9 protein-coding genes are annotated in these 15,657 nt (G+C 57.9%); 5 read left to right on the top strand and 4 right to left on the bottom strand.

Annotated elements, in window-relative coordinates:
• Positions 1-20: 20 nt before the first annotated feature.
• The 3 genes from J5W70_RS02010 (at position 21) to J5W70_RS02020 (ending at position 3,167) form a co-directional block, all read left to right on the top strand.
• The gene (locus J5W70_RS02010) at positions 21-1,268 is read left to right on the top strand and encodes a hypothetical protein (protein WP_022396583.1); all 1,248 of its coding nucleotides are present in this window, start codon (positions 21-23) and stop codon (positions 1,266-1,268) included.
• 75 nt (positions 1,269-1,343) lie between these two features.
• Positions 1,344-2,288: a type I phosphomannose isomerase catalytic subunit gene (locus tag J5W70_RS02015; protein WP_022396582.1), complete on the top strand. Its 945-nt coding sequence runs from the start codon at positions 1,344-1,346 to the stop codon at positions 2,286-2,288.
• Between the two features lie 147 nt (positions 2,289-2,435).
• Positions 2,436-3,167, top strand: coding sequence for a peptidoglycan recognition protein family protein (locus J5W70_RS02020; protein ID WP_022396581.1), 732 nt, complete (start codon positions 2,436-2,438; stop codon positions 3,165-3,167).
• 794 nt (positions 3,168-3,961) lie between these two features.
• On the opposite strand, the gene gad is transcribed toward J5W70_RS02020, so the two are convergent.
• Entirely contained in the window at positions 3,962-5,362 is a 1,401-nt protein-coding gene (gene gad / locus J5W70_RS02025; RefSeq protein ID WP_102721963.1) for a glutamate decarboxylase, read from the bottom strand.
• 472 nt (positions 5,363-5,834) lie between these two features.
• Between gad and J5W70_RS02030 the strand changes: the two genes are divergently transcribed.
• Entirely contained in the window at positions 5,835-9,488 is a 3,654-nt protein-coding gene (locus J5W70_RS02030; RefSeq protein ID WP_022396579.1) for an autotransporter outer membrane beta-barrel domain-containing protein, read from the top strand.
• Between the two features lie 242 nt (positions 9,489-9,730).
• On the opposite strand, the gene J5W70_RS02035 is transcribed toward J5W70_RS02030, so the two are convergent.
• From J5W70_RS02035 to J5W70_RS02045, 3 genes are read right to left on the bottom strand one after another with little or no spacing between them, the layout of a single operon-like run.
• The gene (locus J5W70_RS02035; RefSeq protein WP_022396578.1) at positions 9,731-10,282 is read right to left on the bottom strand and encodes a GNAT family N-acetyltransferase; all 552 of its coding nucleotides are present in this window, start codon (positions 10,280-10,282) and stop codon (positions 9,731-9,733) included.
• A gap of 4 nt (positions 10,283-10,286) precedes the next feature.
• Positions 10,287-13,811: a DNA polymerase III subunit alpha gene (gene dnaE, locus J5W70_RS02040; protein WP_022396577.1), complete on the bottom strand. Its 3,525-nt coding sequence runs from the start codon at positions 13,809-13,811 to the stop codon at positions 10,287-10,289.
• A 32-nt stretch (positions 13,812-13,843) separates the two neighbouring features.
• Positions 13,844-14,890, bottom strand: coding sequence for a quinone-dependent dihydroorotate dehydrogenase (locus J5W70_RS02045; RefSeq protein WP_102721907.1), 1,047 nt, complete (start codon positions 14,888-14,890; stop codon positions 13,844-13,846).
• An 87-nt stretch (positions 14,891-14,977) separates the two neighbouring features.
• On the opposite strand from J5W70_RS02045, the gene thiE reads away from it, so the two are divergent.
• Positions 14,978-15,622: a thiamine phosphate synthase gene (thiE, locus tag J5W70_RS02050; protein WP_022396575.1), complete on the top strand. Its 645-nt coding sequence runs from the start codon at positions 14,978-14,980 to the stop codon at positions 15,620-15,622.
• Positions 15,623-15,657 lie beyond the last annotated feature (35 nt).

Genomic DNA, 15,657 nt, shown 5'->3' on the forward strand with positions numbered 1-15,657 from the left:
TCCTATGTTATCATACATGCATGAGCCTTCATATAGAACCCACAGAAGACGCAGTGGAAACCCTGCGCAAGGAAAGGCGGAAAAATTACATTGCCGCATTGGCGACATCCATTCTCTCCGTCGTCCTGGCGGGAGCCATTCTCTACTCCCTGACCATCATCATCGCCCCCCCGGAAGAACCCAAGGTCGTCGGCTACATCACGCCGGACGAAGCTCCTCCGTCGGATACGCCTCCGCCGCCGGAAGTGCAGAGGGAAACCTCCTCTTCCTCCCATGCGGAAACTCCCGTCAAAGTCGTGGTAGCCGCGGCGGCAGCCCCGGTCAGCCTCCCCAAGATCGACATTGACCCGCCGGACGAACCCGTCATGCTGGAAGAAGGAACCGCTCTGGGCATGGGGGACGGCTTCGGCCCCGACCTGGGTGACGCCACCTCCGCCTTCGGCACGTCCCAGCCCTCAGGAAGTACGCTGGTAGGCACCTTTTACGATACCAAGCAGACGCCCGGCGGACGGCCCACCAACATGACGATGGACCAGTACCGCGCCTTTCTTTCCCGCTTTGTCAACAAAGGCTGGAATGAGTCGGAGCTGAATCGTTTTTACAAGGCGCCGCAGCAATTGTACGCCGCCCAGTTCTACATTCCCAGAACTCCCGCCAAAGACGCGCCCAAGGCCTACGGATGCGACGACAAGGTGAAACCCAGCCAGTGGCTTGCCATTTACCGGGGCAAAGTGCGCGCTCCCAAATCCGGCACGTTCCGCTTCGTGGGGCTGGGAGACGACTACCTGGTAGTGCGGTTCAACAACCAGAACGTATTCGACTACGGCTGGGAATCCGCCTCCCTGGGGAAAATGACGGCGAACAACGCCAAATGGCTTGATGCCATGGAAGGCAAGCCCGGCAACGACGACCTGAAGAAGGAACTCAAGGACGCGGGCATCAACGTCCCCCCCGTCACGTTCTACAAATACGGCCCCTCCGGCCACTGGAACAACACCATGCGCGGCGTAGCCGCCGGCAAGCAGTTCACGGTGGAGCAAGGCAAGGTGTACCCCATTGAAATCCTGGTCAGCGAAGGTCCCGGCGGCGAATTCGGCATGACCCTGCTGCTGGAGGAAGTGGGAATGGCACCCATGAGCAAGGACCCCAAGACGGGAGCGCCCATCCTGCCCCTGTTCCGGACCAACTACGGTGTGCCGAAACCGGACAAGAACAAGGAATATGTGCCGTTTGATGAGATCGGCATCGTATGGGAATCCATCAAATAACCGGAAACTCCCCGATTTCCCTCTCTTCATGCCCGCAGGCCTCCTGCGGGCATTTTACTTGTCCGGCCGTAAAAGATGGCCTACGCTCCCGTTATTACGATGCAGCCTTTTCGATTCCATTCCATCTATCAGCCGCGCATCTGGGGCGGCCAGCACATGAGAACCATGCTGGGCCGGGAACTGCCCGACCGGGAAACGGCCTACGGGGAAGCCTGGGAAATCAGCGACCGTCCGGAAGCCATGAGCACGGTAAGGGAAGGCGAATGGGAAGGAATGCCCCTGCACCGGCTGTGGGAAGAACAGCGGGAAGAACTCTTCGGGCCCGGCTACGAACGTTTTACGCGTTTTCCCCTGCTCTGCAAAATTCTGGACGCCCGTGAGAATCTTTCCGTCCAGGTGCATCCCCCGGAACGCACGGCGGCAGCACGGCGGGGAGAGGTTAAAAACGAGGTATGGTACGTGCTGCATGCAGACCCGGATGCCCTGATTTACGGAGGAATGGAAGAAACCGCTACGCTCTCGGACATCCGCCGGGCGGCGGAAACGGGCCAAATGGAGCAACTGATACGCTCCACCCATCTGGAAAAGGGGGAACATCTTTACATTCCCGCCGGCCTGGTTCACGCCATCGGCGCCGGGCACCTCATTGCGGAGATCCAGCAGAACAGCGACACCACCTACCGCCTTTACGACTGGAACCGGACAGACGCTTCCGGACAGGGACGGGAACTGCACATGGAACAGGCGCTGGATTCCATCGCGGAATTCCGGGAACTCTGCCGGCAACCCGGCTACCTGACGGAAATGCCGCATTTCACCACGGAGGAATATCGGCTGGACCAGGGAGAACGATTCACCCAACCGGACGCCTCCCGCTTCTCCATCTTCACGGTTCTCCGCGGCTCCGTGTCCTGGGACGGGAAAACGGCGCGGCAGGGAGAATTCATCCTGTCTCCGGCAAATGCGGACGCCGTCACCGCCGTGGAACCGGATACCGTTTTGCTCTCAACAACGGTTTGAACGGCCCAATATGACAAAAAGCGTGAAGAATTCGGCACAAAGCTAAAGCTTTCACACTTTTTCGTTGCAAAGAAGAAAGGTGAATCTTAGCGTGAACTAAACTTTTCCCGCATCCGTGCTGTAAATCCCCCACCTCCCGGTCGCTGTATGAGCAATATTTCCACCATCGCCACTTATCTTGCCCGTGTTTCCGGACAGCTCCAGCCCATGCTGGAGAAAGTCCAGGGCATGGACCGCAGAACCTTCCTGCTGGAAGCCGCCGCCCTGCTGGCCCTGACCAGTTGTTCGGAACCCTCCGGCAAAGCCGGAATGGCGCCCATGATTTCCTTCAAGCCCTCCGGTGTCCCCGTGGTGAAGCGCTCTCCGCGGCAGCTGCTGGCGGAATGCAACGTCCGGCCGATGTTCATGCCCCGCTCTTCCCCTCTCCGGCAGCGCTCTTCCCGGATGAAGCCGCGCTTCATCACCATGCACAACACGGAAAACCCTTCCGCAGACGCCATGCAGCACGCGCGCGCGCTGAATAACGGAGCCCTGCGCTGCAACTGGCACTACACGGTGGATCCGTATGTAGCCATGCAGCACATCCCCCTGAATGAAACGGGACGCCATGCGGACCGGGGCGGCCCCGGGGACATGTATTCCATCGGCATTGAAATGTGCGAAAAGCGGGGACAGAGCATCGTCAAGACCTTTGACCGCGCCGCCAAGCTGGCCGCCTACAACATGTACGCCCACGATATCCCGCTGCGGAACGTCGTGCCGCATTACTACTGGACCGGAAAACGCTGCCCCCACCTGCTGCTGGACAACGGCAAGCCCGGTTTCAAATGGTCCTGGTTCATTTCCCGCGTGGATTACTATTACCGCTGCATCAGCTAAGCGCCATTCCACGCCTCCCGCTGCATTCCGGATGTGAGGATGGATGGAAGACTCCTGACCGGGGTTGTTCCCTTGCTTTTTGCCGATCGTGTTAAAGCGGCGGGCACAATTTTTTTGAATCCATCATTCGCTGCCAGCCGGCAATGCGTCCGCGACGCGGCATCATGTAAGCAGATCAGGGAATCAACAGCCTCCGCGCCGTCCCCTGCCGTAATCTCCGCAGGGTCTGCAACCCGGCGGCATGAAAAAACAGGACGGTTTTTATCAATCCCGCCTGTCCGGACATGGCGGCAACGCGCCAGGCTTTGAAACGCAGCAATCTTTCACCAAGTAAAGATGGCGCCTCAAACAGGTGGACCCCGCATTTATCCGTAGCCCGCGCTACAACCCCCCCCACCCTTCCGAAAGAATGATGCAAGGAACCTTGCGGAAGCATGCCTTTTCCCAAACGAAACGGAAGACGCAGGAATAACAAAATGCCCGGTTTTTTATAAGAAGACGGGGAACGCGCAGGATTTCACGAAGCAACTTGGAAAAACGGCATTCCGCGAATTCCGGAGGGGGAACGGAAAAGTCCGCCAGGTCTCACAAAGCCCCTTTCGGAAACAGTTCCGGAACAGTCCGCGTTCATCCGCAACAGAAGCCTCCATCACGCTTCCGCCATCCGCGGCGCAACCGCCGGAGCATAAAAAAACTCCGCAGCCGCCAGGTCCACGCACAAACCTTGACAACTGCGGAGCTGCGCTTACACACACTTATTCATCCAACAAAAATTATTATGCGGAGCTTCTCCATCAGGAGTGGTGGAAGGCCGTGCCTTCTTCCGCAGTCATCGGAGAAGTGACCGGGTGTTTCTCGAAGAAATCAACCATGCGCTTGAAGTCTTCCAGGAACAGGTCTGCCAAGTCCTTGGTGAAGCCCTGGCGGACCATCACGCGCATCACCACCGTATCCTGGCAATTGGCAGGGAGGGTGAAGGCGGGCACCTGCCAGCCGCGGGTTCTCAGCTTGTCCGAGAGGTCGAAGAGGGTATAGTTCGTCTTGGCTCCATCCTTGATGAAGAAACAGACGGCGGGAATGCCCTTTTCCGGATCGCCCGTGCAAATGAATTCGTACGGCCCCAGCTTGGAAACCTCATCTGAAATGTACTTGGCCACTTCATAGGCCTGGGTATGGATGTTGGTATACCCTTCCTTGCCCAGACGGATGAAGTCATAATACTGGCAGATGATCTGTCCGGCCGGCCGTGAGAAGTTAATGGCGAAGTTGGGGATTTCACCGCCAAGATAGTTGACGTTGAAGATCAACCCTTCAGGCAGGTCGGCGATGTCTCTCCATACCACCCAGCCCACTCCGAGCGGAGCAAGACCGTATTTGTGGCCGGAAGCGCTGATGGACTTGACGCGGGGAATGCGGAAGTCAAAGACAATGTCCGGAGCGCAGAACGGGGCCAGGAAACCGCCGCTGGCGCCGTCCACGTGGATGTCTACACTGATGCCAGTCCTGTCTTCATAATCGTCCAGGGCCTTGGCAATCTCCGCCGGCAATTCATAAGCGCCCGTGTAGGTCACGCCAAACGTGGGAACCACCACGATGGTGTTTTCGTCAATCTGTTCCAGCATGCTGTCCACATCCATCTTCCATTTTCCGGGTGACATGGGGATTTCACGCATTTCAATGTCCCAGTAGCGGCAGAACTTGTGCCAGCAGATCTGGACGGGCCCGCATACCAGGTTGGGCTTGTCAGTGGGTTTGCCGGCAGCTTTCTGGCGGGCTCTCCAGCGCCACAAGGCGGCCATACCCCCGAGCATGCACGCTTCACTGGAACCGATGGTGGAACAGCCGATGGGTTTTTCATCCTGGCTGGCGTTCCAAAGGTTGGCAATGATGGCAGCACAGCGCATTTCAATAGCGGCTGTCTGGGGATATTCATCCTTGTCGATCATATTCTTGTTAATGCTGATATTCATCAGCATCCTGACCTGCTTTTCATCCCACGTCTGGCAGAAGGTGGCAAGGTTCTGGCGGGCATTGCCGTCCAGCATCAATTCATCGGACACCAACTGGAAGGCGTCCTCCGCACGCATGGCGTAATCCGGGAACTGATCCTTGGGCAGGAGGTTGTCTGCTTCCGGAGAGCCGAAAATGGAATTTTCTGCCCGGGCTGTATCGGGTTTTTGATTTGGATCAAACATGACGGTATCTATTGTTTCATCATTTCCGGGCCAGCCGTGAAAGACCGCCCGCATGAAGGATAGAAGCTTCTACGAACAAAAGTGTTCATATTTCTATTGTCATTCACCCCCGCATAACTTTTCTACAAAAATACAGGAACAAGCTTTATTTTATTATCCATGCGTTACTAAAAATCATTAAATTACAAAATTTGTTATATTTCCTGACCTACACTCATAAAACACCCTATGTATGACACAGGCCATATTTTCACAGATGAGGGGCCCGGACATTTTCAGCTTCAACGGCCAAGCGGAATAATATGTTAGAAGAGCCTTGCGTACAGCATGACATCCGTTGAGAAAAAACGCGCTCAAAAGACTCTTATAGTTTCCAGACACCGGTGCCAGCGCGCGCAAAAGCCCCCACCCGGGCGCCCGGGCAAAAGACGGCTCAGGTCTGGTACCTAACAAAGAACCTTACCGCATACTAATGAAACCAAAATTTGCAGTATCCGCCATCCTTCTCCTGATGACAGCCTCCCTGGCGCAGACGGGAACAGCCCAACAGGCTGAAGACCTCTATCAGGGCACCGTTGTCACGCGCCAGGAGACGCAGGACAGCATCACTTACACCTTGAAGGAGGACCTGAGCTTTTCCGGATTCCGGACGGAAGACACCGTCTTCGCAGGCAGCGTCTTCTTCAATCAGCTGGCAGACCACACCCGGCCCGCCAGCGAGTCCGTCATGACATTTACCGGCACGGGAATGTCCATGAGCTTTGACGATTGTTCCTCCATCCACAGCGACCGCTGGGTCAATGACAACGAAGGGGGAGGCGCCATCCGCGGAGAAACGCTCACCTTCACGGACATGGGCGACCTTTCCTTCAACAACTGCAAATCCATCGTGAATGCGGATACGAATGCCGGGGGCGCCGTGAACGCAAGGGGTGACATCACCTTCTCCCACATGGGCAATATTTCCTTCACCAACAACATGCTGGGTGACGACAGCCAGCAGGGGCAAGCCCTCGGAGGGGCCCTGTTCACGTGGGGAAAGATCGACTTTGAAAATACCAAGTCCATCCTGTTCAGCGGAAACTCCACCGGACACTCGCCCACGAGCGCCCACTCCAACATCGGGGGCGCCATTTATGCAGGCGCGCATGATTCCACTTCTACGGCAACCAAGGCTTACATTCCCGCCGGGGAATATGCGCTGACGTTCCAGAACGTTACCGGAAACATGACCTTTGAAAACAATTCCGCATGGATAGCCGGCGCCATTTACGCTTATGCAGGCGCCGTAGACGGCTACGATAATACCGGAGGCGGCATGAAGATAGCCGGCGTCACCGGAGACGTGATTTTCAGGAACAACCGGGCGGACGCCGGGGAACTGGCCTCCGACTGGAACGGCAACTTCGGCGCAGTATACAGCGGCCAGGACCTGGACATCTCCAACATCGGCGGAGACCTGCGCTTTGAAGGCAACCAGGCCAGCAACAGCGCCGGGGCATTCGGCGTCAGCGGAAACTTCAACCTCAATAACATCGGCTCCATCACCTTCATCGGCAACCACGCGGACAAGACGTATGCCGTAGGCTGGATCAGCAAGGACTGGAACGTCACCAATACGGGAAACATCACCATTTCAGGAAACAGCTCGGACAATCAAATGGGAGGTGTAGCCGTCTTCGGCAATACCACGTTCAGCAACAATGGGGACATCACCGTGGAAGGAAACTCCACCAAGGGTTCCAACGGAGCCCTGCGCTTTTACGGAACGTTCAGCGTGACGGATGCAGGGAACATTTCCCTTTCCGGAAACAGCGCGGACCAGTACAACGGCGCCATTGAGGTGACCGGTAATACCTCGTTCACCCGGACCGGAAACATCTCCATGGACAATAATACGGCGGGCTGGCACTACGGCGTGGGGCAGTTCCACGGGAACCTGTCCTTTGCCAACACGGGAGACATCTCCATTTCCGGCAACAAATCCACGGACTACGGTTATGGCGCCCTCCTGGTGGATGGGAAAACATCCTTCGTCAATACGGGGAAGGTCACCATCTCCGGCAACTCGGCCAAATGGGACGTTGGAGCACTTCAGGGGGCCAACGGCCTGGAGTTCATCAACAACCGCGGCGGCGTGCTCATTGAGAACAACTCCGTTGACGGTGTTGCGGGAGCCATGCTCCTCTATTACAAGGATGCCGTCTTTTCCGCTGACCAGGGGGACATCATCGTGAAAGGCAACACGGAAAAACGCGGCGGGGCCAACCCTATTCTGAACTCCCTGGTGTTTGGAACCAACGGAAGCGCTTCCATGGACAGCGTGGTGCTCCGCGCGCAGGAAGGAAGGACGGTCACCTTCTACGATCCCTTCCGGAATGAAGGCGACGGAGCGGAGTATGACAACATTGTCTATGACTTCAACAAGTCCGAAGGAGTGGATACCACTCCTTACAACGGAACGGCTCCGGAATTCACCGGAACCATCCGCTTTTCCGGAGCGGAGGCGGACAAGCTGATCACCCAGGCCGCCGGAGAAACGGAAGCCGACTGGCAAAACCGGCTGGCGGAGTCCAAGTACTTCAATGTCAGCGGAAAAACCACCTTGTACGATGGTACCCTGATTCTGGAAGACGGTGTGACATACGGCAACAAGGACCTCACCAAAGACTCATCCTTCACTGTGAATAAGGGCGTTCTGGAAATCACGGGAAACAGTTCCGTGAACAGCAGGAACATCACCATTGAATCCGGCGTGACCCTGAGAACCGGAAGGGGCGCCGCCTTCCATGCGGACACGATCGACATCAGCAAGGGCGTCATCTTTGACTTCCGCCCCTTCATGGACGATTACAGCTCCGGACTCAGCATTGAGCAAGCCAACAGCCACACCATGGGCGGCTCCATGGGAGTAGCGGATTCCCTGGAGGATTACGCCCACAAGAGATGGGCCGAGAAGCAGCGCTTCCTGGCCATGGCCATCGGGGAAGCGGCCATTCCCGGAACTTCCGGGGATTTTGACGACATCTATTCCACAGCCACCGGAACCAATACGGTCAACTCCCCCTATACCTACGAAGGGTACTGGACCAAGGAATGGGAAGACCTGGACGGAGACGGAATCAACGACCATCTGTACGCCGTCTGGAACCCCACCGCCGGCATTGAAGAGATTCTCCCGGAACTGGACGGGGCGGACATCGGCAACTCCATGTGGAGCTCCGCTTCCAACATGAAGTCCGTTTCCAATGCCGCTCTGGGCCAGGTGGGCATCACCCGGTTCCTGATGGGTCCGAAGAATAACTTCTGGATCAAGGGAATGGGAGACTTCACCTACCATGCCACCCGCGACGGCATTGACGGCTACGACTACAACGGTGGCGGCTATGCCGTGGGTGCGGACCGCAGGTTCACCCCGAACACCATTCTGGGCGCCGCCTTCGGCAACCTGTACGGCACCAACAAGAGCCGCAGCTGGCCCAGCGAAGTGGACCAGACCTCCTACGTTGCCCTGCTTTACGGAGCATGGAGAAAGCAGCTTGCCCCCAAGGACATGCTGACCATCAGCGGAACAGCCGGCTTCGGATGGACAACCAACAAGCTGGACTCCTATTATGACGGAGGGGCTTCCCACGGCAAATGGCAGAACAGAATGGGCTTCGCCACCCTTCAGGCCACGTGGGACCACAGCCTGAACAAGGGCTGGACGCTCTCCCCCTTCCTGGGAATCGAGTACACCCAGGTCAACCAGAATTCCTTCACGGAAACGGGATATGACGCCCGGCACTTCGACCGCGGGAATCTGAAGAACCTGAGCCTGCCCGTGGGCGTAGGCGTCAGCAAGGCCCTGCAATTCAGCAACGGCGTGCTGTGGGTGAACAGCCTGTCCGTAAGCTACGTGCCCGACGTGGTGCGTGACAACCCGGAAACCAGGGCCACGCGCCTGCTGAACGATTTCAGCTGGACCGCGAGGGGTTCCCGCCCGGACCGGAACGCCGTACGCGTCAATTACAACAGCACCGTCGTCATCAACCCCAAATGGACGGCCTACGCCGGCTATGAATTCGAAGGCAGGAGCAAGTCAACCTACCACCGGGTCAACGCCGGGGTAAGCTACGCCTTCTAAGTCGCGCATGACGGCAGCGGGCACGTTCCGCTGCCCTGCGCCCCCTGCCCAGTCAACGGGCTGCATTCCTCCGGGATTGCAGCCCGTTCGATTTTTTCCGGAAACCGGCAGCAACAAGCGTAAAGAACGCACTGGCCATTTCACCGGAAATGCACGCGTCCGTTGCTTTCCAGGAGGCAGAACAATTAAAAAAATGGACCGGCCGGCCTCCGGCAGGCTACACCGGAAACCCCGTCATGGAATCATGCGTGGGAAGCTTCCCTTACATACAGCACATGCGGATACAGGACGGAATCCGGAGCTACTTTGGGATGGTTGAATTCCGCCGTCTTCCTCATTCCGGCACGCTGCATCACGGCCTGGGAAGGAAGATTCACACAGGCGGTGAAGGAATACACCCGGTCAAGGCCCAACCTGGCAAAACCGTGCTCCAAACAAGCCCTGGCCCCTTCCGTGGCGTAGCCATGCCCCCAGGCTTCCGGCACAAGCCGCCAGCCTATTTCCACACAGGGCGTGAAGTCCGCTTTAAAATCCGCCCAATGAAAACCAAGGAGGCCGATGAGGGAGCCGGAAGATTTCAGCTCTACGGCGTACACCCCGTAACCCTTTTCATCCAGTTCCGCCCGCAGGCGGTTCCACATGGCGCGGGATTCCTCCTCCGTCATGACGGCGGGGAAGAAACGCATCACCCGGGGATTGGCGTTCATGGCCGCAAAAAAGGGCCAGTCCCTTTCCCCCCACGCCCGGAATGCCAGCCGTTCCGATTCCGGCAAGAGCAGTTTTCCTCCCGGCATGGCGCTAGTTGTACATGGAAAGTTCCGTTTCCAGCTCCGGACAGCGGTTCACGCGGAACCGTTCGTCCAGCTCCAGTATTTGACTATGGCCCAGGCTGTCCTTGATCGTGAGATTGACCTTGGAACGACCGGGGTACCTTTTCAGGATGTCCCGTATCTGCTCCAGATTTTTCCTCGTGTGGCGCAGGGGGCTGACAATGATATTCAGAGGGCCCTGGTCCCCGGCCTTGGACTTGCGCCTCCTGCCTCCCAGCGGGTCCACGCTCTGCGCGGCCACGCTCTTGGCGGAAGTGCGGTCATCCTCCCGGATGTTGGCGCGCACGGAGACGAAGACGCCCGGTTCCAGGCCGCCTTCCATTTCCAGGGCCTTTTCATAGACATCCGACCACAGCAGCACTTCAATGCTGCCGGTAAAATCTTCCAGTGTGAGGATGGCGAATTTCCTGCCTGCCTTGCTGATCTTGGGGATGACGGAGCGCACCATGCCGGCGATCTGGTGCTTCTGCTTGAGTTCGTGCGACTCCAGCGCGTCAATGAGACCGATGCGGGTGTATTTTTCCGCATCAATGACGCCGCGCATGGAGTCCAGCGGATGGCCGCAGAAGTAGGCGCCCAACAGGTCCTTTTCATCCCCCATGCGCTGCTCCTTGGACCATTCCAGAACAGCAGGCTCATCCTTCACCCTGGGAGCTTCAAAAGTCATGTCAAACAGGGCGCCCTGCCCCAGGGCCTTGTCCTTGTGCACCTGGGATGCGCCGCTGAGGGCCAGGTCCACCCGCTCAAACAGGGCGCAGCGCGGTTCCAGCGTCCAGTCCAGCGCTCCCGCGCGAATCAGGGATTCCAGAATCTTCTTGTTGACGGATTTGGAATCCAGCCTGTTGCAGATGTCCTCCATGCTGGTGAATTCCCCGTTTCTTTCCCTTTCCTCCAGAAGAATCTGCATGGCTCCTTCCCCCACATTCTTGATGGCCGCCAGTCCGTAGCGCACGGCCAGCTTGCCGGAAGGCGTTTCCTCCGGAGTGAATTTGAGCATGGATTTGTTCACGTTGGGGGGCAGGATTTCAATGCCCATGCGGTTGGCTTCCTGAATGAACACGCCGATCTTGTCGTTGTTCGCTTCATTGGACATCAGGCCGCAGAGGAATTCCACCGGGAAGTGTGCCTTGAGGTAGGCCGTCCAGTAGGAAATGTGGCCGTAACAGGCGGAGTGGGATTTGTTAAAGCCGTACCCGGCGAATTTCTCAATCTTGTCAAAGATGGCCGTAGCCGTCTTTTCATCAATCTGGTTGGTTTTCCAGCACCCTTCCACGAAGTGGGCCTTTTCCTTGGCCATTTTTGCAGGGTCCTTCTTGCCCATGGCGCGCCTCAGCAGGTCGGCCCCGCCGAGCGTGTAGCCCGCCAGCAGCTTGGCCGCCGCCTGAACCTGTTCCTGGTAAATCATCACGCCGTAGGTCTCTCCGCTGACCTGTTCCAGCAGCGGGTGTTCATACACCACCTGGCGCAGCCCCTTCTTGACCTCGATCATTTCATCCATGAACTGCATGGCTCCCGGACGGTAAAGGGCCAGCAAGTCAATGATGTCTTCAATCTTCTGGATGCCGTAGCGCCGGCAGGTATCCACCATGCCGCCGGATTCCAGCTGGAACACGCCCATCGTGTCCCCCCTGTTCAGCAGGTCCAGCGTTTCCCGGTCATCCAAGGGCACGGAATCCAGCTTGAAGTCCGGCACGCGCCAGCGGGCGTATTCCTCCGCATCATGCATGACGGTCAGGGTTTTCAGACCCAGGAAGTCCATTTTCAAGAGACCCACTTCATAAATCGCGCTCATGTCGCACTGGGCGACGACGGCTGCATGAGGATCAGACAGGTCGTCACGGGTGAGCGCCACATGCTCGTCCAGCGGACGGTCACCAATCACGACGCCCGCCGCGTGCACGCCCACGTTGCGGATCAGCCCTTCCAGGCGCGTCGCATAACCCCAGAGCTCCGCGTATCCTTCATCGGAGGCGATCAGCTCCCGCAGTTCCTCACTGCTCTTGTAGCTGGACTGGAGGGTTACCTTGGGACCGGGTTCAATCAGCTTGGAAATGCGGTCTCCATCCGCGTAGGACATGTCCATCACGCGGGCCACGTCCCTGAGCACGGACTTGGCGCCCATGGTGCCGTACGTGATGATGTGAGACACGGCGCGCTCCCCGTATTTCTGCCGCACATAGTCAATCACCTCCGGACGGCGCGTCTGGCAGAAGTCAATGTCGATATCCGGAGGGCTGACGCGCTCCGGGTTCAGGAAACGTTCAAAGATCAGCCCGAACCGCAGGGGGTCGATGTTCGTGATCTTCATGGCATACGCCACCAGAGAACCGGCGGCGGAACCGCGGCCGGGCCCCACGGGAATGTCATGGTCCTTCGCCCAGTTGATGAAATCCGCCGTAATCAGGAAGTAGGAGGGGAATTTCAACTGGTTGATAATCCCCAGCTCATAATCCAGGCGGTCGCGGAGTTCCTTGTCCTTAGCCACGCGTTCCTTGCCGTACCGCTCCTCCAGTCCTTCATAGCATACCTTGCGCAGGTAATCCTCACGCGTGGAGCCGTCCGGAGTGCCGAATTCCGGGTATTTTTCCGTACTGGCGGAGTCCAGCTTGATGGTGACGTTGCACCGTTCCGCGATTTTCAGCGTGTTTTCCACGGCGTCCGGATAGTCCCTGAACACCTCCCTCATTTCCTCGGGGGATTTCAGGTAGACTTCCGTGGAGTAGCGCATGCGCTTGGGAGAAGCCAGCTTTTCGTTGGTGCCGATGCAGATCAGCACGTCGTGCATATCGTGGTCCTCCTTCCGGAGGAAGTGCACGTCATTGGTAGCTAGAATGGGGGTATTGGTCTTGCGGGCGATGCGCACCAGCTCCGGCAGGCATTTTTTCTGCTCCTCCATGCCATGGTCCTGAAGCTCCACAAAAATGTTGTCGTCCCCGAAGATATCCTTCAGCGCCAGGAGGGCTTCCTCCGCCTTTTCAGGCTGGTCATTGAGCAGCCATTCGTTCAGCGGCCCGGCAAGGCACGCCGTACAGCAAATAAGACCTTCATGGAATTCCCGCAGGGTTTCCATGTCCACGCGGGGCTTGTAATAAAAACCTTCCAGATGGGACCGGGATACCAGCTTGACCAGGTTCTGCCAGCCGGTTTCATTTTCCGCCAGCAAAAGCAGGTGCGTATATTTGCGGCGCCCGGGAAGCTGTTTTTTCACGCCGATGGGCGTGGGGGAAAGGTACACCTCGCAACCGAAGATGGGCTTCACCTCCTGCTTCTGCGGTCCTTCCGGATGTTCCTTGTTCCAGGCGGCCACGGATTTGTTAAGGCTGTTCGCCTCCATGACCAGCTCAATGGCCCCGAAGAGATTGCCGTGGTCCGTGATGGCTACGGCCGGCATTCCCATGCGGGAACATTCGGCAATGAGGTCCTTGATATGGACTGCGCCGTCCAGCAGAGAGTATTCCGTGTGATTGTGAAGATGTACGAAGGAACCGGGCATGAATGAAACCTGTAGGCAGTGAATAAGGAGAATCAGGAGTTAACGGGGCATTCAGCCTTCATGGCTTCCACGCATTCCCGGATGAGGTCCGGCCCGCGGTAAATGAACCCTGTGTAGAGTTGCACCAGGCTGGCCCCGGCCTTGATTTTCGCGACGGCGTCCGCGCCGCTCATGATGCCGCCTACGCCAATGATCGGGATGCGCCCCTTCAATTCGGAGGCGAACGCTCCAATAACTTCCGTAGACCGCGCCGTCAACGGCGCGCCGGACAGGCCGCCGGCTTCTTCACGGCGCGGGCTGGCTTCCACCCCGGCCCGGGAAAGCGTGGTGTTCGTGGCAATGAGGCCGTCCAAACCTTCATCCAGGAAAACGCGGCTGAGTTCCGCAATTTGCTCATCCGTCACATCCGGCGCCACCTTCATGAAAATGGGCACATTGCGTCCGGTTTCCACAGCCAGGTTGGACTGCTCCGATTTCAGGGATGCCAGCAGGCGCGCGGCGGGTTCAGCCGCCTGAAGGTCGCGCAGTCCGGGCGTGTTGGGAGAAGAGAAGTTGATGGCAATGTAATCCGCCACGGGCCATGCCGCACGCAGGCAGGTCAGGTAGTCCTGGGCCGCATCTTCATTGGGCGTCACCTTGTTTTTTCCGATGTTAACGCCCAGGACGCCATGAAAACGGGTGGCGGAGCGGATGTTCTCCACTCCGGCGGCAATGCCTTCATTGTTGAATCCCATCCGGTTGATAATGGCCTGCTGAGGAATCAGGCGGAACAGGCGGGGTTTGTCATTGCCCGGCTGCGGCCGCGGCGTCAGCGTGCCTACTTCCACAAAGCCGAACCCGGCCTGGCCGAAGGCGTTCACCGTATCCGCCTCCTTGTCCATTCCGGCGGCGAGACCCACACGGTTGGGGAATTTCATCCCCAGGATTTCCACGGGGTCGGAAGGAACCTCCCCCATCAGAAGGGGCAGTACGCGCATCTTTTCTGCCAGGCGCAGCCCCCACAAGGTCACTTTGTGGGCGGTTTCCGGATTCATCTGGAACAGTACACTTTTAGCGGCGGAATATAAGGCGGGTGACACGATGCGGGGAGTGTATCACACCCTCCTTTAGGGTCAAGAATGGGAAGCGTCTTGCCGGGATGATTTTATCCGGTACAATTCCCTGCCATGAACAGGAAGGAACGCCTCTCATCCTGCCGGCTATACGGCATCGCGGATATGGGATATACCGCTGAACATCAATTAATCTCCGTTACGGAAAAATTGCTGGTGGGCGGTCTGGGCATTCTCCAGCTCAGGGCGAAAAACCATGATCCGGAACATATCGCGCGCATGGGTAGCCGGCTTGCCCCGCTGTGCCGCGAATACGGCTGTCTTTTCATCATCAACGACTATCCTGAAATTGCCCTGGGCACAGGGGCGGACGGCGTCCATCTGGGCCAGGACGACGGGGAACTGGCTCCCGTGCGGGCCATGCTGGGGGCGAACGCCATCATCGGGCGTTCCACGCACAGCCCGGAACAGGCTCTGGGCGCGTTCCGGGAGCAGGCGGACTACATCGGATTCGGCCCCTTGTTTCCCACGGGCACCAAGCCGGGAAGGCCGGCGATCGGCCTGGAAGACATTGCAGGCGTGCGGCGGCAATTGCCGGAAGAGTTTCCCGTCTTCTGCATCGGAGGCATTAATGGAAACACGCTGCCCTCCGTTCTGGAGGCGGGAGCAAGCAGGGTCGTCATCGTTTCCTGGCTGCTTACACACCCGGATATAACGGAAACGGTCGCGGCGCTTAGAAAAAGACTGGGAGAAGCGTGAGGAAAGACGCGCCTTCCCGGGTATTGCATTCCACT

Source organism: Akkermansia massiliensis (assembly GCF_018847375.1).
Classification (GTDB): domain Bacteria; phylum Verrucomicrobiota; class Verrucomicrobiia; order Verrucomicrobiales; family Akkermansiaceae; genus Akkermansia; species Akkermansia massiliensis.